The following is a 20,962-nucleotide window of genomic DNA, read 5'->3' as shown; positions in this document are numbered from 1 at the left end:
CATCGCTCGACTTGCATGTGTTAAGCACGCCGCCAGCGTTCGTCCTGAGCCAGGATCAAACTCTCAATTAAAAGTTTAATCTTAGCTTACTCAAATAAAAATTGCTGGTTTACTTAAATGTACTTATTATATTCTGTTCAATTTTCAAAGACCATTTTCTTTCACAACTTTCGTTGTAATTTTTTGTTTTTTCCTGTCGCCTTCAAGCAACTCATTTAGTGTATCACTTGTTTTGAATCTTGTCAACAACTTTTTTTATTATTTCAAACTCTTCTTCTAAAAAGTTTTTCAGTTTTTTTAAGTTGTTTATATATCTTAGCGACGTGTTTTATCCTAACATCTTTAATACTAATCACTTTTTCATATTTTCACTAATTATATATGTTTAAAATCATTTTTCGCAACAATTCTCTATTTTTCGCATTTATACATATATTGATACACTAGATATAGTTGTCTTCTGAAATTATCTATATAATTGATTTTATATTTATTTTTACAAGAATAAATGTTTTTTATATTAACAAAAATATAGTTGATATATAAAAAATGTGTATCTTTTCAATTATTATTGTTAATAATCTCAAATATAACTTCTCTATAAAGTTTTTCTTAAATAATAATTTAAATTGAGGTGTTTTTATGACAGGAATTAAATGTCTCTATATTACAAAGGATAATCATGTATATAAAATACCAGTGCCTAATGACAACTTTTACAAACCAATTTCTCATCTTTCAAATCAAGAAGTTTTGTTTACTTTGCTATATTATGAAACAATTAATAGAACTCCAGCAAAACTAATCTACGCAAATTTTGATAGGATTCAATTAAATGATGATGGTGGATATGAATTAACAATAGATGAAATAAAGAAACGTTATTATAACTTTGATCACTATGGTTTTATCAGCGCTGAATTACTTTCCCAAAAGGAATTCATTCCCATTCCCCAAGCAACTACAATTCCAACTGCTTCTGAAAAAGAGGCGTTGTATTGTTATATAAAAAATAAACTTCCTATACTATGGTGTGATTTTTCAAAAACACTTGAAAATTACATTGATAGTTGTATTCACAATGATTTAGAGCTTAAACAACTAGTAAAAAAAGCTAGTATGTTAAGAAATAATGCTCTAAAAAAGCATGTAAATTAATATTTACCTTTCTCGATTTATAAATCGCTTTCTTTGACTATAACTTATAAATTTATTTTTGGACTTCGTAATAGCGTGGGAGCAATTAACTACTCCCTACGTTATTATAATTCTTTATACTTTTATCATATACATACGCTATACGTAAATTTCATACATTTAGTTAATTTATATAATTTTAATGTAACAAATTAATTAAAACTTATATATAAGATAATTTTTTCTTATACATTTATCTTTTATATTCCTTTAATTTTTACTTCTAATTTTTTTAATTCTTCATCAATTAACTTTTTATCTAATCTCTCAAACAGTATTTCAAAATTTCCAACTGTAGTTCCTAACTTTAAGTTAATAAACTCCCATTTATCTATATTATTTCCAAACCAGCTTTAAGTACGCCACAAAAATATGATTATACTATCTCACTATAATGGGTGAATCCGTTGCAGCACAAATTTATAAAATCTCTGTGAAATGCTCCAAAAACATTTTTACATTAATATCAACTGTTCTTTCTCGCCAACAAGAACTCTCTGTATAGATATATTTTATTATAATATCTATTTGTATATCCTTTTAAATCAATATTCATAGCATCTACATATGGAAGAAGCTTTAAAAGTGGTTCTTCGTTAATATAACCATTCGTCACTATCACTACACTTGTACCTGAATTATTTTTTTTTATTTTTTTAGCTGCTTCATAAACACACTCATACCACATAAAAGGTTCATTACAAGTAAAAGCAATTCGGGCATTGTTTTCTATTGTTGGAATTATATTAATTAACTTTTTTATATTAATATATTCTGCTTTTGGTTTTCTTTGTGATATTTCACAGTTTTGACAAAATGTACAAGTCATATTACATCCAAAACTTCCTAATGATAAGATATTTTTTGATGGTTTAAAATGATACAAAGGCTTCTTTTCTATAGAATCAACTCCAGCTGATGTAGCTTCACCATAATTTATTGCAGTAGGTACACTACTCTTTAGAGTTCTAACTCTGCATATTCCCAATTTGCCTTCATCTAATATACAATTGCGAGGACACACTCTACATCTAATTTTCTCTTTATATTTTTCATAAAATGGTATCTTTATATCCATAATGATCACCTTCTTTTAAATATCTATTATATTTACTACTTTATGCTGATGATATTAATAAGATAATGTATTTTGTTGCATATAATATATCAAAAAAAGCGTAGCATAACATATTAAAAATAAATACTAAGACTATTTAACTAACTTAAATTCTGTTTTAGCATCATCATCTTTACTTAATTTATTTTAAGAGGCGGTTTGGTTAACTTATTTTTAATAAATTCATTAAATTAAACCTCCTCTTTTGAGTTTTAAAAATAGATTACTCTTCTTTATATCTTATAACTTCAAACTTTTCTATATTATAATCTTCATCAAAATCTATATCTGCTTTATCGCAAGCAATTCTTAATTGTTCCTCTACAGTAACGCTTTCTAAATCTGGTAATAACAATCCACGTCTGATACCTGAAGATACAATAATCCCATATTTTTTAGGATCTAACTCCTCCTTTTTGCAAGATACTGGCTCCATAAGTATATCTACAGATATATCTATATCTTCCATTTCATCTTCTGAAACTGCCGGAAATCTAGGATCATGAATTGCTGCTTCTATAGAATTCCTTATTATTTCTTCACCTACAGAAGGAGTTGTTGGCAATATTGTTCCTATACACCCTCTAAGATGACCAAATTTTTTTAAAGATACAAATACTCCATGTCTTTCATTTAAAAGTTCCTGAGATAAACTAGATATTTCTGTTACTTTTTTACCATGAGAAAAATAATAATTTAAATTTTGCCTAGCAAGTCTTACATAAGGATTCTTAACATTTAATTTTTCCTTAAATTTTTCTTGTTTGCATTTTATTAGTTCTTCTAGATATTTTTTATTCTTTTCTTGTATCTTAAACTTCATTACTCCATATCCTACACCAAAAGTTCCTTCATAAGATAAAAGTTCTCCTTTTATTTCTTTGCCTTCCATAGATCCAAGAAGTACATAAATAGAATTTAGCCCACATTGCCCCGCTTCATCAATCATAGCTTTATTCATATTAAAAGCTGCTACAACATCTCCATTTTCAAGGCTTTTCAAAAGTTCATTATCAAATTTTTCGCCATATGGCGAATATGAATATGGTCCTTTATCTTTAAGTTTATGAGATAAATCTCCACTCGCTATAATTATAGCCTTTCTATTTAATTCTTCTGCTACTCTTTTTATTTCCATACCAAATTTATATAAGTTGATATCACCTATCATAGAATAAGTCATATGAACCATTTTATAATCATTATAATATTTATTAACAAAATATAAAGGAACCATAGTACCATGATCTAATTCATAATTAATATTATAGTTGTCTAAAAACTCTGAATTTACAAGAACTGACGGTATTCCTTCTAAATGACAAGCAGTTGCAAGTTTTATATTAAACTGATTATCTATAGGAATATTCATTTTTATATTAGTGCATCTAAATTGACTTAAATCTCCAGATATTATTTCTTCATCAGATATAGCTATGGCATCAGAAAACATAGTACCATGAGGAGTTATGATAATTATTGTATCTGGTTTAATATCTGCTATTTCTCTTCCTATCGTATTGCAAGCTAAACTGGTTGCTTCTATCTTTTTTTCTTGACCTTTACCTATATCTGGTATGATTATTGGTGGATGTGGCATTAAATAATATCCTAATATATCTCCCATTGCTTACACCTCTTAATCAAACTTATTTGTCATCTTTAGATAATTCATTCTCTTTAACCTTTTCTAAATAATCTTTTTGATTAACTATATTTTCCTCAAAATTTTTTATAGCATGTTTAGTATAATTGCCAACCCTCATCATATTATGAAATTTTTCTCTATTATTTTCTCTAGTCATAATAAATCCTCCTTATTATCGTATTTAAAATATTTAAACTAAAATCGGAAATTGATACCTAAATTTAGTATTTCAAATAAATTAATATTTTATTAGTAATAGTACACTATAAATTTAATTGGTAAACTTTATTTATATTTTTAAATATTGACTTATTCTTAAACCATGTTATGATAAATATTATTTTAATAATAACAAATACTATTAATGTTTAGTAGTAAATATGAAGTTAGCCTTTAAATAACATTGTAGTTTAAAATTTACATAAATAATTTAAACTATATACATTTAATCAAAACTATAACAATTTTTAGTGTAAAGGAAGATTAACTATGAACAAAAATAACATTTCCAAATTAACATTTGGAGGAGCTTTAGTAACATTAGGAGTGGTTTATGGAGATATTGGAACTTCACCACTGTATGTAATGAAATCAATTATTAAAGGTAATGGTGGGTTAGAAAAAATATCTGAAAATTTCATTCTTGGAGCATTGTCGTTAGTTTTTTGGACAATTACTATTTTGACAACGATAAAATATGTTCTTATAACTTTAAATGCAGATAATAATGGTGAAGGTGGAATTTTCTCACTTTACACTTTAGTCCGTCGTCGTGGAAAATGGCTTATTATTCCTGCTATGATTGGTGGATCTGCATTACTTGCTGATGGAATGTTAACACCAGCTGTAACTGTAACTTCTGCAATTGAAGGATTGGAGATAATTCCAAAATTTAATACTCTTTTTGGACACAATCAAAATATCATTATTACAATAGTACTTGCAATAATAACTTTTATTTTTTTTATTCAACATTTTGGAACTGATTTAATAGGAAAAATGTTTGGTCCAATTATGCTTATTTGGTTTTGTTCATTAGCATTCTTTGGAATTATTAATCTTTCTCACGATTGGACACTACTTCGTGCACTTTCACCCCATTATGCAATTAATATTCTTTTTAGCAGCGAAAATAAATTAGGATTCTTTATTCTTGGTGGTGTATTCTTATCATCAACAGGTGCTGAGGCTCTTTATTCAGATCTTGGCCATGTTGGTAAAAAGAATATTTATGGTTCTTGGCCTTTTGTTAAAATATGTTTATTATTAAATTACTTTGGTCAAGGCGCTTGGATATTATCAGCAAAAAAAAATCCAACCCTTTTAAACATAGTAGATTTAAATCCTTTTTTTAGAATGGTTCCAGATAGTCTTTTAATTTTTAGTGTTGTAATCTCAACACTTGCTGCAATTATTGCTTCTCAAGCGTTAATTTCAGGTTCTTTTACGCTTGCATCTGAAGCAATTAAATTAAATTTATTTCCTAGACTACATATTAAGTATCCATCTAGTTCTAAAGGACAACTATATATGCCATCAGTTAATAAAGTTTTATGGATTGTTTGTATTGGAATTGTTCTTTACTTTAGAAGTTCAGATCATATGGAAGCAGCCTATGGATTGGCAATTACAGTTACTATGTTAATGACAACTATTCTATTATTTAACTACTTATTAAAACAAAAAGTTTCACCTATAATTGCCATAAGTATGATTATCTTCTTTGGTATATTTGAACTTTCATTCTTTATTTCAAATGTTGTTAAGTTTATGCATGGTGGATATGTAGCAGTTTTAATTGCTTTAGCAATTGTTTCTCTTATGTGTATCTGGATTCAAGGTCACTATATTAAAATCCGTTTACTACAATATGTTCAAATTGAAGATTATAAAAAACAACTAAATCTCTTACGTCAAGATGTTGACCGCCCTAAATATGCAACAAATCTTGTGTATTTAACTAATTCTGAATACGCCAAGAAAATTGAAAGAAATATAATGTACTCTATCTTAGATAAAAGACCTAAGAAAGCAGATGTCTATTGGTTTGTTAATATTGTCGTTACAGATAATCCTTATGATGCAGAATATGAAATAGAAACTTTCGGAACCTCATATATTGTAAAAGTTCAATTAAGACTTGGCTTCAGAGTAGATCAAAGATTAAATGTTTACTTACGTCAGATTTCAACCGATTTGGTAAAAAGTGGAGAAATAAACATTCAATCTAGAAACTACACAATCATGCCTGATAGACAAGTTGGTGATTTTCGTTTTACTTTAATTGTAGAACAGCTTTCATATGAAACAGAATTAAATTTTTGGGAAGCATTCATATATAAGGCCAAGTTATTTATAAAAAGATTTACTGTTTCTCCATCAAAATGGTTTGGACTTGAGACTAGTGATGTTGACATTGAAAAGGTTCCACTATTTTTAGGAAAGTATAATCGTACAAATTTAAAAAGAGTTTCAAAATAGTCTACTTTTTCACTGCACTTGTTATTTAAATTTACTTTCAAATAATACGACCTGAAAATTTCAGTAATGTTCAAGTTTTGTTTTTATATAATTTCTAATTAAATTTATTTATACAAAATTCAATGTTTATAAATTTCCAGCAAGAAAATTTGTGCAATAAATGGAACAATAAAACGACTCTGTAGAGTACATTTTATTTGTTCCCTTACTACTCATTGTTTTGCTTTTATAAGAGATTTACATAAGCCCTTATATAAGCTTTAAGGCAGTTTCTGTTGCTAACATATCAACTTTAAGTTGTTCTCGAATATCATATGCATGATAATAATCTTTTTCCATAGTATATGTTGAAATTTTTTCATAAGTAGCAATGACATCTTTAAGTTGTTTTCTTAAAACAGCTCTAATCTCTGCATTAGTTGCTTCTGTTAATGCAATTGCATAATTTCTTACTCTACTTTTAGCATTCAATAAAAAACCTAACGACATAGTTGCACCCACAAGCTTAGGCATTCCTTCTGCATTTCTTATTTCTAAATAATCATTAATCATCGTTTACCTCCTTTACATAATTATAATAATTTAAATATTTATTTAATTTTAAAGATTTAAATTCATTTTAGGAGCTTTTTTTAATAACTCCTGCAATCCACTAATTGCTATAATCGATTGCTGCACATCCTTTTCTAATAATGCTTTAAGCTCTTGATCAAAAACTACTCCTTCCATTATTTTAGCTGTAGTCATACAAATAGTTTTTAGATTTAACACTTCATGTACCTGCATTATTTCATTTAATCCTAAATATTCTCGTTCCATCATTTTACATCCTATTTTTTCTATCAAATGTATTCTTCCACATGCAGCTTTTGTTATGCAATGAAATTATCCTTCTTTAATTGACTTAAATTAAATATTAATAACTAAATTCCCAATTCCAATTACTTTCATTTATTTGTATAATTTTATACACAAAAATAACTATGCATTTCAATTGAATTTCTTCTATTCAAATGCATAGTCTTAAATTTAGCATTTTAGTCATTAATATAAAAAATATTTCATTTTTTCATATTTATGTTACAATTTTATTCCAATTTTTCACAATACATTCAACTATAATACCATCATACATAATTCCCTTATTTTTTATTAGTTCCTTTCGACATTCCAAATCACTAATTAACTTTCTATATGATCTGTTACTTTTCATTGCATCTACAGAGTCGCAAATTGATATCACTCTAGATGCAAATGGGATTTCTTGCCCACTTAATCCATTTGGATATCCTTTTCCATCCCATCGTTCATGACTATTCAATACTACGTAAGAAATGCATTTAAGATATTTTGATTTACTAAGAATACCATATCCTATTTGAGAATGTTTTTTCATAATATTCCATTCATTTCTATCAAGTTTTTCTGTTTTATTTAATATACTGTCTGGGATTCCTATTTTACCAATATCATGTAATTTCCCAGCCATATTTAATGCTTCTAATTCATTTGTACTCATACCTAAAAATTCACCTAATTTATATGCCATTTTTCCTACTCTTATAGAGTGATTCAATGTATAAGTATCTTTAGATCCTAATACTATTAACATGCAATCTACTATATCTGTATATGCTTTCATATTAATTTTATATTTTTCTCCTTCAATTCTTAATTTTGCTTTTTAACTAGGTTTATATATAACATTTATTATTTTTCTATTTGCATAAATAAATAATATCAATTGAATTTTTATAAGTAAATGCTTATATAGTAATCTGTAATTTGAGATTCATAGAAAATTTATAAATTCTAATATAATATATTAAGATACAATATCAACATTTTACGACAAGCAATTATTATCTATCTGATATTTATAAGATATTTTATTAATAGAAATGCAACCTAAATTAATATTATATTAATTTAATTATAAAACATTACTTTAGATTTCATTTTCTAAATTATATTTTTTCGATTTTCGATTAATTTAATCAGCTCTTTTTTTCACCAATTTTATATATATATTTTTTTAGAATATATTTAGAATATATATTGTAGTATTACACTATTAATTTTTCTTATTCTAAACTTTTTTAAGAACTGAATCTTCTACTACTTCATATAAAAATATGAATATTGTCCCAATAAAATAAGAAAAAATATCATTAAAATCGAAGGTTGATCCAATTATTATTCTAGCAATCTTATAATTCTCCATATGTAACAAAGAAACTAAATTAAAATATTGACCTACCTCAATCAAGCAAGCAAATAAAAAAACATACACTGCTAAAAACCTTGGTTTGTTAATAAAACTTCTAATAAAAAAATATAGAACACTAACTATCAAAGCATCGCCAACAAATGGTCTAATTATATTATCATGTACAAAAACCCCTATATATATTTCCACTATAATTAATATTATAAATATTCCTAAATGCCTATACTTTATTTTCACAATTATTCTCCCATCTTTTTTTGAGGATTACTTACGATTCTTTTATAGTTATTAGTTTTCTCTAAAACATATACTTAATTCTATTTACTAAAAATATAATCAATATCTTTAGTTATTTCAACATTCATAAAAATTCATCCTCTGTCATTTCATTTATACTTATTAAATCTAACAAAAACTAATCTTAACACTTTTGCCCATTTTATTTAGATATTCTTCAAGTTGTTTGATTAATGCTAATTTTGTGTTAAAATCAATATCTGTTCCTTTATGTGCAACATTTTCAGACATTCCAAAATAAATATTCACATCAGTAGCCTCTTCAATCAATAAAAGTGCAAGTAATGATGCCTTCTATGACGTAATTTACTCCTTCAATTGAAGCCATATCCGGAACTTCTTCATTTCCACTGTTTTGTACTACCCTCATGGATTTGTTTAGGTATTTACTTACAACGCTAGCTGTGCTTCCACCACAAATAACGATTTTGCCATTTTTAGAAAAGAACAATTTTAGCACTTTATTGTCATCTTCTCTATTTTGGGATGGGCCAATAAGCATATTGACAACCTCTCTAGCTCTAACTTTTACCACAAAAACAGTGGCATCATCATCTAGCGAATCCTCACTTAGAGTCAAACTGCAATTTACGATTTGTGCAGCAATACGAGATGCTGACATTTGTTTTGTATCAAGAAGTTCTAGAAATGCTGCGATTTCAGAGTGTTGTCAACCACTATGGACAAGTTTTCCAATTCCAGCATTGGTAACTCCATAAGTCATCAGCACAATAATATCATCCTTTTAAAGAATAATTCTACTTCCATGAATTTCTTTTTCCCCAACAAAGTGGACAATATAATTGTATAATAATCTTTTACCTTTTCTTAGAATAATTGCACTAGGATTATCACATACTGTACAAGATGTGCTTGACGATTTGTGAGCTCTAATACAGTAAAAGTAGAGTAAGCTAATCTCCCTCTCCTTACACATGGGAAGCGCTGTAGCAACAGTTTCTATGCACTCATCTAGTGGCATATTTTTAGAAAGCATGGTTCCGAGTATTGTTGATGTTAGAGTAGAAAGTATATTGGCTTTAACTCCACTACCCAAACCATCTGAGAATATCCTGAATATATCCCATTCCTACTTCTATAATAGTATCCTTAATTTTAATTGAAATGTTTGTCCTTACAATGTCCAAGACAGACCATATTTTCCTTAATAAATAACCTACCGTAGTTATACTACAAATTTTACAAATTTATCTTTATTTTGCCTATGAATTCTTCACCATTTTTACTTAATCTTTTCACTAAATTAAACATATCCTCGCAACATCCATACTAAGCATTGTAAAGAATATTATTAATTTAGTATCTTTCAGCTAACACTTCATCTAATCAATTACATTCTTAGAATTATTATAATAATCCTCATATAAAGAAATCAGTAATTATTCTACTTTATCTGGATCTTGAGGCAATGTTGTGATAAGTAATCCATTTTTATTCATAATTTTATTATTAACTTCTATTCTAATAAATAACTCATTGATTTTGATTGACAAAGGAAAACTTAAATAATTAAATTTTAAATCACCAATATATACATCTCTTTAACTCTTTATTCAAACTTAAGATCCAATTAAAGAAATTAATCTAAAAAATAAAGCTAGAAAATCTAATTCCTAACTTTATTTTTGATACTATTTAATTAATTTTTAACATATATGTTTTAATAAGTAAAGTACATACATCTTACAACATTCTTCTTCCTGCATAAAAACTATATACTGGGCTTACTTTTATTACGTCCCCTGTTTGTGGTGCATGAATCATTTGACCATTTCCTACATATATCCCAACGTGTCCTGCATGAGGGAATACTAAATCACCTGGTTTAAGTTGATCTTGACTAACTGGTTGACCAACATCGATTTGTGTATATGTAGTTCTTGATATATCCATTCCTGCAGCATGCTTGTACACATACGATGTAAATCCAGAACAATCAAAGGTCTCTGGTCCAGTTGCTCCCCATACATATTTTGCACCTAAATGCTTATAAGCTTCATTTAAAATTGCTTGTGCATTTCCTCCTGCTGGAGCTGATATTGATGAACTTGATTTTTTATCACTTGATTTTGAACTTGTTGCTTTAGCATTTGCTTGTTCCTGTGCTTGTTTTTGAAGTCTTGCAGCTTCTTTTTCCTCTGCTACTTTCTTTTGACTTGCTAATACTTTTGCTTTTTCTACTTTATCATCAATTTCCTTAGTGACAATCGGGCTTTTGATTTGGCTATTTCTAATACTTACTAATTGATTAATTGAACCTTGAATTTCTCCTGATGAGCTATTAGTATTATCTATAACATCAAATTGAGCTTTTACAGCATCTCTTTCCAATTGTGATAAATATTCTGCATCAAATTTACTTTTTTCCTTCTTAGCTTCATTTGCTAAAATTTCTTGTTCCCGTTTTTTTCTATCCACTTCACTTAAATTGTCTTGAACTTCTTTATTAAGCTTATTAATTTCATTTTTTCTATCATCTAAAGATTTTATTTTATTATTTAAATCTTGTTTCTTATTATCAATCTTTTCTATTGCTTCTTTATCTTTTCCTACAATTTTAGTAACTGCTTCTAATCTAGAAAAGAGTTCTGTTGATGAATTAGATTCAAGGACAAATTTTACATAGTTAAATTCTAAATCGCCAGCTGTATATACCGCTTTAAGTCTTTTTCCTAAAGCCAAATCTAAGTCCTTAATATCTTTTTTATATTGCTCAATATCCTTTTTGGTATTTTCAACAATTTTATTTATATTTTCTATATCTCGTTTATTTTTTTCTACAGTTCCTTGTAATGACTCCATTTGAGAATTTAAATCATAAATTTTGTTTTCAATGTCTCTTATTTTATTCTCAATTTCAGCATATTTCTGCCTTGAATCACTTAATTGAGCATTATTGGGCACTGCAAATACTGGCATTGAACCACTTATTGTTAATACAACTGTTAAAGCAATTGCTAAAACTTTATTCTTCATATATTTCGGTTTTTAAACCTCTTCCCCCTTTGTACACCCTATTCTTACATAATTATAGCACTTTTAACAATCATCAACAATCGGTATATATGACAACATACTCCATTATGGTGCTTATAAATACATATTATTTAATAGTTTTTAGCATTGTTTTTAATTCTTCAACTTTCATAGGTTTTTCTTCACCATTAACATTAACATAGCAAATTACATTTTCTATTTTTGCTAGCTTTATATTTTTAATTCCTAACTGTCTTTCCAAACTACTTTTCCTCCAAAGATAAGTCTTGGATATGATCATATTAGGAGGAATTACTGAGTCTAGAAGAAATATATGTTCATCATGAGTACCTTCTTTTGAACTAGCTTCATATGTAAAAATTATATGAAAGGAAAGTTTTGATATTTCAATCTTTGAATTATTTTTAACCTCAAATTCACTATAATAATAATTAGCATCATCATAAAAGTCTTTTTCTGTTATTATTAGCGGATCATCACTATTTCCACTTGTTACCTTTTTCGCTACTTTGGCTTCAATTTCTGCTTCATTAACCTTATTAGTAACATCCTTTAATGTTTCATAATAATATCCTACCGTTATACCTATAAATGAAATAAAAAGAAACATAGATATAATTTTTAATATTTTCTTATGTTTTATTACACTTATTATTAGTAAGATAAATGAAATAATTATTCCTAAAATTCCAACTATAAATGCTCCTAATTGATAATTTGGCATCATAACTTTACTACATCCCCATTCGGTTCCTTTTTAAAAACTAAAACTAAGTTTCGTTCATAATTAGTATATCATAAATGCTTACAACTTTTTAAGCTTTATAAAAATTTTGTTGAATTATCATATATTTATGGTAAATTTTTGTTTGAATTTGTTATGAACATAAAAATAATTAGAACAAAATGCAATTAAGAGAAGCTAAAAAGCTTCTCTTTCAGTATTGCTCAACCTAATTTTCTTGAATTTTTATTTCTATAATATAAATAAAATTAAATACATCTATGGTATAAGCCTTGTTCTATCTCTTGGAAGTAAACTTGCTTCACGGATGTTTTCAAAGCCCAAAATTTTGGCAGTTATACGTTCAAGTCCAATTGCTAAACCTCCATGTGGCGGCATTCCATATTTAAAGTTTGAGGTATAACTTTCATAATTTTTAGGATTTAATCCTTTATACCTCATATTTTCTATTAGCATATTATGCTCATGAATTCTTTGCCCACCAGTTGTAATTTCAATTCCTCTCAATAATAAATCAAAGCTATGAGTTTCTAAACTTCCACAAGGCATTGTATACATAGGTCTCTTTTTTCTTGGATAATGGGTTAAAAATATAAATTCACACTCTAACTTTTCCTTTGCATATTTACAAATTAGCTTTTCTCCTTCTGGATCCATATCTCCCTCTAATCCTGTTTTATTATATTCTTTCTCTAATATTTCTATAGCTTCACTAAATTTTATCCTAGGAATTTTATTTTTTATACTTGGAACTTCTACTTTTAAAATTTCTAAATGACTTTTGCCTTCCGCTATAACTTTTTTTAATATAAATTTTATTAGTTTTTCTTCTAAATCCATTATATCTTTTTCATCTTCAATAAATCCAATTTCTAAATCCATGCTAATATATTCATTTAGGTGTCTATTAGTATTATGTTCCTCAGCTCTATATACATGCCCAACTTCAAAAACTCTTTCAAAGCCTGCACCAACCATCATTTGCTTATAAAATTGTGGACTTTGTGCTAGGTATGCTTCTCGGTCGAAATATTGTACCTTAAATACTTCTGTCCCTCCCTCTGCTCCTTCTTCAACAAGCTTTGGTGTAGATATTTCTGTAAAATCCTCATTATTTAAAAATTCTCTAAAGCCTTCAACTATTATATTCTGTATTTTGAATATTGCATTTACTTTTTCATGCCTTAAACTTAACATTCTATTATTTAACATAGTATCTAAGTTTACTTCTAAATTTTGCTTATTTATTTCAATAGGCAGCTCCTCTATAGAACTATTAATAATACTAAACTTTTCAACTGATATTTCAAATGAATTTAAAATATTTTTACTATCTAAAACAGTTCCAAGAATCTCCACTACTGATTCTAATTTAGTATCAACATTATTTATTTCTTTATTATTTACAACACATTGCACTAAACCTGTTCTATCTCTTATTATAATAAATGTTATTGCTTTTAATTTTCTTATACGGTGGATCCAACCTTTAATTTGCACTTTTTCATTTATATAATTGTTTAATTCATTTATCATTATTCTTTTCATTTTAACCACTCCTTAAAAATACATATTATTTTATAGATTTATATTACATTTATTTAGTTATAATTCATGTGTATCTACTTTAATTTGTAGGCATTCTATATTTTATTTTTATAGTACTTAAAATTATCTAATAAATTTTTAAATGCAACAAAACCCCTTGAGTCAGCTAAACTCAAGGGGCAAATTTCTTCGCGGTACCACCCTTTTTTTACTTATGGATATAAAATACAACAAAGTTAAATATCTAATACAGATATTGGCATAAAATATATTAACATACTGACTTCCTTGTATTTATGGGATATCCCTATATTATATAATTTTGTCAAATTAATGATTTAAACCTTAAATAAAATTAGCCTATTTTATTTAAATAAAAAAAGCCTTCACTTCTTTATAGAAGTGAAGACTATACTTCACGGTGCCATTCTACTTTGACAAAATTTAATAAACTAAGTCATCTTTAACCTTTTAACGGAGGGATCCGACTTATCCTACTTAAAATTTCAGATAAGCTTCTCCAGGATGTCTTCAATATCAACTTTCTCATAGAGCTTCCACCATCCTCTACTCGCTTAATATACTAACATAATATTTACTATTCCCTTCAAAGAATTTAATTCTTTACTTTTTTATATCTTACTCCCTATAAAAAAAATTGTCAATAACAATTAATATTTATTTAATACATAAAGTATGTATTAAATAAATCGAAAATTAAAATAATAAAAGAAAGCTTACTACTAAAAAAAATTAAAGACTTAAAAGATGAACAAGCAAATTCAGATGCAAATATTATAAAAAAATTCATAAAACAAACATTTTTTTATTTTGATTATCTATGTACAAATAGACTCGAAATAATTAAAATATACTTTATTTATGTTATTAATAGAGAGGATTTACTATGAACTTAAATAAAATACATCATATTGCTATTATTGCTTCTAATTATGAGATATCTAAAAATTTTTATGTAAACTTATTAGGTTTTAAAATTATACATGAAAATTATAGAAAAGATCGAAACTCTTATAAATTAGATTTGAAAATAGGTAACAGCGAAATTGAACTTTTTTCCATGAATGAAGCTCCCAAAAGACTTACTAGACCTGAAGCTTGTGGTTTAAGACATCTTGCTTTTTATGTAGATAACATCGAGGAAGTTATAGAAGAATTGAATTCAAAAGGAATTGTTACTGAACCAATTAGAATAGATGAATATACTGGTAAAAAATTTACTTTCTTTAATGATCCCGATGGATTACCTTTAGAGTTACATGAATAATCTCAATAATTTCTATAAAACATCTCTTTAAAATTAATATAAAAAAATTAAGGATAATTTTAAAATCATCCTTAATTTTTTATTTAACTATTTGAAACAACCTCTACTACATAGTTTTCCCAGGCATTACTGCATCTAAGATTCCAATGGCTAAAGCTGCTAATAATGCACCAATTATAGAAACACTCATGGTAGGAACTAAGAATTGTGTTATATATATTATTACTGCTGCAATAATAAATCCTTTTATTCCCCTTCCAAAAGGTGATGCATCAACACCCATAAATGATTCTACTAAATAATCTAATACGCTTATTACGATTGCTGCTAATATGAATGACCATAAGCCACTAATAGTAAACCCTGGTGTAAAAAATGATGTTATTGCTAAAATTACAGCTGTTAATAACATTCTTCCTACCCACCCTAAAATACTTCGACCTCCAACATGTTCACCTGTAGAATGTTCTTTATTATGTACCATTTGTAATTACCTCCTTTAAAATTAATTAAATATGAGTGTAATTATACTTTGCCCATAATTCTAAAAATTATTATATATTTATAGACGATTTAATATGTTCAAATTACTAATAATTAATAATTTTCTCCTAAGATTTCTAAAAATAATTTTTAATTTAGCAACATATAATTTAAATTGGAATTTATACACTTAATTTTACTATCATTAACTAACAATATAAAGTTATGCTAACAACCTCTCTCTTATTAAATACTCGTATTCCATTTCTACTATGTCCAAGGCCTCTACTTACCAAAAGTTTTTTATTATTTATTTCATAAACACCACTACTGTATTTAGGGAAAAACTTTCTTTCTGGTGAAAGTACTGCACCTACAAAAGGCATTCTTATCATTCCACCATGAACATGTCCCGATAATATAAAATCTACATTCTGCTTTGAATATGCTTCAAAATATAGTGGATTATGTGCTAATAAAATATTATATTCATCATCTTTACATTGGCCGAGCTTTTTGGTAATTACTTCATCTATATTAGTAGGTTTATTTATTACTCTATAATATTGAAGCGGAATATGAATTCCATAGATATTAATATGTTCTTTTTTTCTCACTATGGTTACTTTTCCATCCGTCAATATATTAATTCCAAACTCTTTAAGCTTTTCTAGAATAAAATCTAAATCTTCTTTTCGTAATCTTACTTCATGATTCCCTACAATATAATATATTTTATATTTTTTACTTAAAGCTTCTGCTAAATTTAAAAATTTTTCAAAGTTTCTATCGTATTTATTAACCATATCTCCTGTCATAACAATGATGTTAGGATATTCCTTATCAATTTTCTCAAGTAATTTTAAATTATCTTTATGAAAACCATAACTATGAAAATCTGATAAATGAACTATTTTAAATTTATTAAACTCCTTTGGGAGCTTACTACTTTTAATTTCATATTTGGACACCTGTATTAAAGTATTATCTATATATAATTGAGTAGACAATAAAGCTACTCCTGCTAATCCTATTAGAGTTTCAACCATATTATTCTCCATTTCTAGGCATAATTTTTTATAAATAACTTTAGTATAATGTTGCAAATTTAACTTTTCACTGAAACTAAGATATTTCTACTTAATCCGAAAGTAACCTGCTTTTGCAACATTATTAAGCTTTAACATTAAAGTTTATCTTTTAATAATTCACTTTTAATAATTCACTTTTAAGAGATCCTAAAAGCGATTTTCTTTAGTTATTAACAATGAATTATAACCAATTAAGTTAAATATATATTTTGTAATCATTATATATTATCAAAATTTAAAGAACAACTTTAATTTATTTTACTTATTAAAATTTCATTTTCAAGTTCGGAAGTTAAAACTATAACTGCTTTTGAAATACTATTAATTATATTAATCGAATCCTTATCTATAATTTGCATTTTTTTTATTATTCCATTTTCTAGTACATTTATTTTATTAATAACTTTACTAAGTAGTTCTCTTGATTGACTTTTTTCTGCAATTATAAGTTCTCCCCAAAATATAAATGGTACTATTATTGCTTGTAGAATTGCATAAGCTATATTGAAAATTTCTTTATATTTAAAACAATTTTCATGACAAACCATTATTAAAAGTTTACCTACATCTTTTATAATATTATTCTCATTTTCTCCTCCACATAAAATTAATTCTATTACATCTATTATGGCATTAACAATTAGAATCCTTATATCTTTAGGCAAATCTGATATTATGGATATTGAAAAATGATTAATTATTCTAGATATAGCCCCTTCACTTGTCTCCTCCCTTAAGTTTCCATCTTCGTCCAAAAGAATGTTCAGCTTATGGTAATCTAAAGGATTAATTTGAATTTCTGTTTCTATATAATGATAATTTTCTGAAATTGAATTAAATAAACAATACACATAGTCATACTTTGAATTTATACATACTATTTTCGATTTATTTTTCTGTATTTCATCTTTATATTTATTTATGAATTCATTCGAAAAACCTTGTCCGTTAACTGATATGCACTTATTTATTTTAGAAGATAAGATTGTTACATATTGAGCTTTATTACCTCCTTTGGAATGTCCAGTTATAGTAATATCATTAAATTCTAGACTATTTATATAATTTAAAGCATCTATTTGTTCTTTAGTATCATATTCATATGCTCCCTGACCATTGTCCTCCCATTCTTTTATTGTAACTGTACCTCTAAAAACAGCTGTTGCATTGTTTTTTTCATCTACAAAACATGCAAACCTTATAAGTTCTTTGAAATTATCTATATCTCTAATTCTAAGATTTTTTAAATTAGATTTATTCTTAATTTGAACCAATATATTTACCCATTCCTTTTTAGGCATTCTTATGCTGCAATTATCTATATTATCAAAGCTTTCATTATTTAATAATCTCTCTACAATATCTATAAGTTTTTCGTTTTCTTTAGCATTCAACTGTAAATATATTAAATTATTTAAAAGTATTAACTCGTCATAAGTCAATTTGCGCATTACTCCTCCACACATTTAATATTTATAATACTCCTACTATTAGGTTATTCATTCTCTAAGTAAAAGCCCATTAAATTTTTATATACTGCTAAGAAAAGCTAATCAAATACACTATATTGACTTACCTCTAGTATTTCCTTAAAATAAATTAATTAAAGAAGCTTATAATATCTGTGATAAAATTGACGATGATATAGAAAAGCTTTAAAACTTGCTTAAGTTATGGCACATTTAGAATCTTTTGATAAAGCGGATAAATATAACAATATTGGAATTAATTGCGTGTAATTTTAAAATTAAAACGCCTCATACTAAGAATCCGAGGCATTTTAATTACGCTTTTTTAAAATTAATTCTTATAATCCATATTTAAATCAACTGTATCTTTAATTAATATATTCTAGATTTAAATCCTAGGAAAATCGAGTCGCAATTATTTAATTTGCATATAATCACTTTTAAAATATGTATAACGCTAAAGTCTTTAGTACCTATGCTTTTACCTTAGCTTTCAAACCAAGATTTATTAATTAATCAATGGAATATTAATTATAATTGCACAAAAATCTTGATTATCGATATAATTAATGCTGAAAGGCCTGCTGTTATTGGTATAGTTATCACCCAAGCCCAAACTATGTTTTTAGCCACTCCCCATTTTACTGATTTAAATCTTTTAGAAGCTCCAACACCCATTACAGTTGTTGAAATTATATGGGTTGTACTAACTGGTGCATGGAATAAAGTTGCTATAAATATTACTGCTGTTGCTCCTGTTTGGGCTGCAAATCCATTTACTGGCGTTAATTTTGCCATTCCACTCCCCATAGTTTTAATTATCTTCTTCCCACCTACTGAAGTTCCAAGTGCCATTGCTGAAGCACAAGCTGCTACTACCCATGCAGGTACTTCAAATGTGGTAATAAATCCACCACTTAGTAAAGCCATTGTTATAAGCCCCATAGATTTTTGAGCATCATTTCCTCCATGATTTAATGCCATAAGTGCACCTGCAACAACTTGAAATTTTAAAAATAGCTTGTTTACTAAGTGATATTTAAATGGTTTTAGAATCCAATTCAATAATCCCATTATTATATATCCTACTATGAATCCTATAACTGGTGAAATAAATAACCATATTACTACACTATGAAAAAGATTATACCAATTAACCACATTTAATGACCTATTATAAGCTATTCCTCCACCTACTAATGCTCCTATTAATGCGTGAGATGAACTACTAGGAATACCAAAATACCAAGTAATTAGATTCCAAATTATAGCTGAAACTAAAATCCCCAATATAACCCATTGTTGTATTGCTACATGGCTTACAATATCATCACCTACAGTTTTTGCAACTGCTGTTCCAGTAAAAGCACCTATAAAGTTAAATATTGAGCATACCAATATAGCAACCTTAGGTGTAAGTGCTCTTGTAGTAATCGATGTCGCAACTGCTGTAGCCGTATCATGAAATCCATTTATAAAGTCAAATATTAACACGAAAACTACTATTAGTATCGTTATTGTCATAGTACTAGACATTCTTAATTACAACTCCTTCTACAGTATTTGCAATCTTTTCACACTTATCAATAGTATTTTCTAAAATTTGATATATTTCCTTCCATTTTATAATTTCTATTGGATTAATTTCATTTTTGAACAATTCTGACATTGTCTTCCTAAATAATCGATCTGCCTCACTTTCAATTTGGTGTATACTTGCAATTTTTTCTTTTATACATTGTTTTTTGTTTCTCACTGAGTTAAGTCCATTCATTAATTCTAAGTTATGTTTAGTACACGCTACTATCATATCCGCTAATAGCTTAGATTCTTCAGTACTCTGATTAATATCATACATTAGAAATCTATGCATTGTTGAATTAATTAAATCTAATACATCATCCAATTTTTTTATTAATGAATAAATATCTTCCCTATCTATTGGTGTTATAAATGCTTCACTTAGTTCTTTAACTACAATATTAACTAATCTGTCTCCTTTATGTTCTAATACTTCAATCTTGCTAACGTTAAGTTCTTTCTCTCCTAAAGAGTCTAAACCTTCCCTTAAAATGATTGCTCCCTCATTTACATTTTGTGCTGCTTCTAAAAATAATTTGTAAAACTTATCTTCTTTTGGCTTTAAACTAAACACACCATCACTCCCTATAAAATATAGACACTCGACATATTATTAAAATTATAGCCCATACTCAAGTATATGCCTTTTTAACCGAATATTAAACTACTTTTAATAAACTTAACCTAATTTTAATATTAGAAATTAAATTTATGACTAAAAAATAAACTTGTAAATCTTTCATTACTAAAAAATCTACAAGCTTTATTA

The 20,962-nt window shown here is 26.8% G+C and carries 21 protein-coding genes, 1 rRNA gene and 1 other annotated feature; of the genes, 3 read left to right on the top strand and 19 right to left on the bottom strand.

The window, feature by feature from the left end:
* Window positions 1-71: ribosomal RNA gene (locus CLPUN_RS25780) — 16S ribosomal RNA — on the bottom strand; the annotation flags it as partial.
* A 571-nt stretch (window positions 72-642) separates the two neighbouring features.
* Between CLPUN_RS25780 and CLPUN_RS25775 the strand changes: the two genes are divergently transcribed.
* Window positions 643-1,158 (top strand): hypothetical protein, encoded by a 516-nt coding sequence (locus CLPUN_RS25775; protein WP_077850051.1) that lies wholly within the window; start codon window positions 643-645, stop codon window positions 1,156-1,158.
* Window positions 1,159-1,663: 505 nt separating this feature from the next.
* On the opposite strand, the gene CLPUN_RS25770 is transcribed toward CLPUN_RS25775, so the two are convergent.
* The 3 genes from CLPUN_RS25770 to CLPUN_RS28290 form a co-directional block, all read right to left on the bottom strand.
* Entirely contained in the window at window positions 1,664-2,275 is a 612-nt protein-coding gene (locus CLPUN_RS25770; RefSeq protein WP_077850050.1) for a radical SAM protein, read from the bottom strand.
* A gap of 262 nt (window positions 2,276-2,537) precedes the next feature.
* A complete protein-coding gene (gene amrA / locus CLPUN_RS25765) occupies window positions 2,538-3,941 on the bottom strand; it encodes an AmmeMemoRadiSam system protein A (protein WP_077850049.1) in 1,404 nt (467 codons plus the stop codon).
* 22 nt (window positions 3,942-3,963) lie between these two features.
* Window positions 3,964-4,119 carry a hypothetical protein gene (locus tag CLPUN_RS28290; protein ID WP_198944412.1) on the bottom strand — a complete coding sequence of 52 codons (156 nt, stop codon included), beginning with the start codon at window positions 4,117-4,119 and terminating at the stop codon, window positions 3,964-3,966.
* Between the two features lie 332 nt (window positions 4,120-4,451).
* Between CLPUN_RS28290 and CLPUN_RS25760 the strand changes: the two genes are divergently transcribed.
* A complete protein-coding gene (locus tag CLPUN_RS25760; RefSeq protein WP_077850048.1) occupies window positions 4,452-6,443 on the top strand; it encodes a KUP/HAK/KT family potassium transporter in 1,992 nt (663 codons plus the stop codon).
* A gap of 249 nt (window positions 6,444-6,692) precedes the next feature.
* On the opposite strand, the gene CLPUN_RS25755 is transcribed toward CLPUN_RS25760, so the two are convergent.
* The 10 genes from CLPUN_RS25755 to aspS all read right to left on the bottom strand — a co-directional run bounded on the left by CLPUN_RS25755 (window position 6,693) and on the right by aspS (window position 14,281).
* Complete coding sequence (locus tag CLPUN_RS25755) at window positions 6,693-6,995, bottom strand: spore coat protein (protein ID WP_077850047.1); 303 nt, start codon at window positions 6,993-6,995, stop codon at window positions 6,693-6,695.
* Between the two features lie 48 nt (window positions 6,996-7,043).
* Window positions 7,044-7,289, bottom strand: a complete 246-nt coding sequence (locus CLPUN_RS25750; RefSeq protein ID WP_341426792.1) for a spore coat protein — start codon at window positions 7,287-7,289, stop codon at window positions 7,044-7,046.
* Between the two features lie 229 nt (window positions 7,290-7,518).
* Window positions 7,519-8,085: an HD-GYP domain-containing protein gene (locus tag CLPUN_RS25745; RefSeq protein WP_077850045.1), complete on the bottom strand. Its 567-nt coding sequence runs from the start codon at window positions 8,083-8,085 to the stop codon at window positions 7,519-7,521.
* A 447-nt stretch (window positions 8,086-8,532) separates the two neighbouring features.
* On the bottom strand, window positions 8,533-8,910 hold the full coding sequence (locus tag CLPUN_RS25740) for a ribosomal maturation YjgA family protein (RefSeq protein ID WP_077850044.1): 378 nt from the start codon (window positions 8,908-8,910) through the stop codon (window positions 8,533-8,535).
* A 168-nt stretch (window positions 8,911-9,078) separates the two neighbouring features.
* Window positions 9,079-9,219: a hypothetical protein gene (locus CLPUN_RS27870; protein ID WP_158078843.1), complete on the bottom strand. Its 141-nt coding sequence runs from the start codon at window positions 9,217-9,219 to the stop codon at window positions 9,079-9,081.
* Window positions 9,220-9,232: 13 nt separating this feature from the next.
* Complete coding sequence (locus tag CLPUN_RS25735) at window positions 9,233-9,592, bottom strand: hypothetical protein (protein WP_077850043.1); 360 nt, start codon at window positions 9,590-9,592, stop codon at window positions 9,233-9,235.
* 123 nt (window positions 9,593-9,715) lie between these two features.
* On the bottom strand, window positions 9,716-10,027 hold the full coding sequence (locus CLPUN_RS25730) for a hypothetical protein (protein ID WP_077850042.1): 312 nt from the start codon (window positions 10,025-10,027) through the stop codon (window positions 9,716-9,718).
* Window positions 10,028-10,674: 647 nt separating this feature from the next.
* Window positions 10,675-11,967 (bottom strand): C40 family peptidase, encoded by a 1,293-nt coding sequence (locus CLPUN_RS25725; RefSeq protein WP_077850041.1) that lies wholly within the window; start codon window positions 11,965-11,967, stop codon window positions 10,675-10,677.
* 127 nt (window positions 11,968-12,094) lie between these two features.
* On the bottom strand, window positions 12,095-12,715 hold the full coding sequence (locus CLPUN_RS25720; RefSeq protein ID WP_077850040.1) for a hypothetical protein: 621 nt from the start codon (window positions 12,713-12,715) through the stop codon (window positions 12,095-12,097).
* A 276-nt stretch (window positions 12,716-12,991) separates the two neighbouring features.
* Complete coding sequence (gene aspS / locus CLPUN_RS25715) at window positions 12,992-14,281, bottom strand: aspartate--tRNA(Asn) ligase (RefSeq protein WP_077850039.1); 1,290 nt, start codon at window positions 14,279-14,281, stop codon at window positions 12,992-12,994.
* Window positions 14,282-14,676: 395 nt separating this feature from the next.
* Window positions 14,677-14,901: a binding site (T-box leader), on the bottom strand.
* Between the two features lie 287 nt (window positions 14,902-15,188).
* Between aspS and gloA2 the strand changes: the two genes are divergently transcribed.
* The gene (gloA2, locus tag CLPUN_RS25710) at window positions 15,189-15,569 is read left to right on the top strand and encodes an SMU1112c/YaeR family gloxylase I-like metalloprotein (RefSeq protein ID WP_077850038.1); all 381 of its coding nucleotides are present in this window, start codon (window positions 15,189-15,191) and stop codon (window positions 15,567-15,569) included.
* A 106-nt stretch (window positions 15,570-15,675) separates the two neighbouring features.
* Here the strand turns inward: gloA2 and CLPUN_RS25705 are convergent, their stop codons facing one another.
* The 5 genes from CLPUN_RS25705 to CLPUN_RS25685 all read right to left on the bottom strand — a co-directional run bounded on the left by CLPUN_RS25705 (window position 15,676) and on the right by CLPUN_RS25685 (window position 20,767).
* Window positions 15,676-16,053, bottom strand: a complete 378-nt coding sequence (locus tag CLPUN_RS25705) for a phage holin family protein (protein WP_077850037.1) — start codon at window positions 16,051-16,053, stop codon at window positions 15,676-15,678.
* Window positions 16,054-16,261: 208 nt separating this feature from the next.
* The gene (locus tag CLPUN_RS25700) at window positions 16,262-17,101 is read right to left on the bottom strand and encodes a metallophosphoesterase (RefSeq protein ID WP_077850036.1); all 840 of its coding nucleotides are present in this window, start codon (window positions 17,099-17,101) and stop codon (window positions 16,262-16,264) included.
* A 290-nt stretch (window positions 17,102-17,391) separates the two neighbouring features.
* Window positions 17,392-18,594, bottom strand: coding sequence for an Mbeg1-like protein (locus tag CLPUN_RS25695; protein ID WP_077850052.1), 1,203 nt, complete (start codon window positions 18,592-18,594; stop codon window positions 17,392-17,394).
* Window positions 18,595-19,143: 549 nt separating this feature from the next.
* Window positions 19,144-20,148, bottom strand: a complete 1,005-nt coding sequence (locus CLPUN_RS25690) for an inorganic phosphate transporter (protein WP_077850035.1) — start codon at window positions 20,146-20,148, stop codon at window positions 19,144-19,146.
* The gene (locus tag CLPUN_RS25685; RefSeq protein WP_077850034.1) at window positions 20,141-20,767 is read right to left on the bottom strand and encodes a DUF47 domain-containing protein; all 627 of its coding nucleotides are present in this window, start codon (window positions 20,765-20,767) and stop codon (window positions 20,141-20,143) included. The genes CLPUN_RS25690 and CLPUN_RS25685 overlap by 8 nt, the downstream gene beginning before the upstream one ends.
* Window positions 20,768-20,962 lie beyond the last annotated feature (195 nt).

It is taken from the genome of Clostridium puniceum, from assembly GCF_002006345.1.
GTDB classification, from domain to species: domain Bacteria; phylum Bacillota; class Clostridia; order Clostridiales; family Clostridiaceae; genus Clostridium; species Clostridium puniceum.
This window is presented reverse-complemented; position numbering and strand designations above follow the sequence as displayed.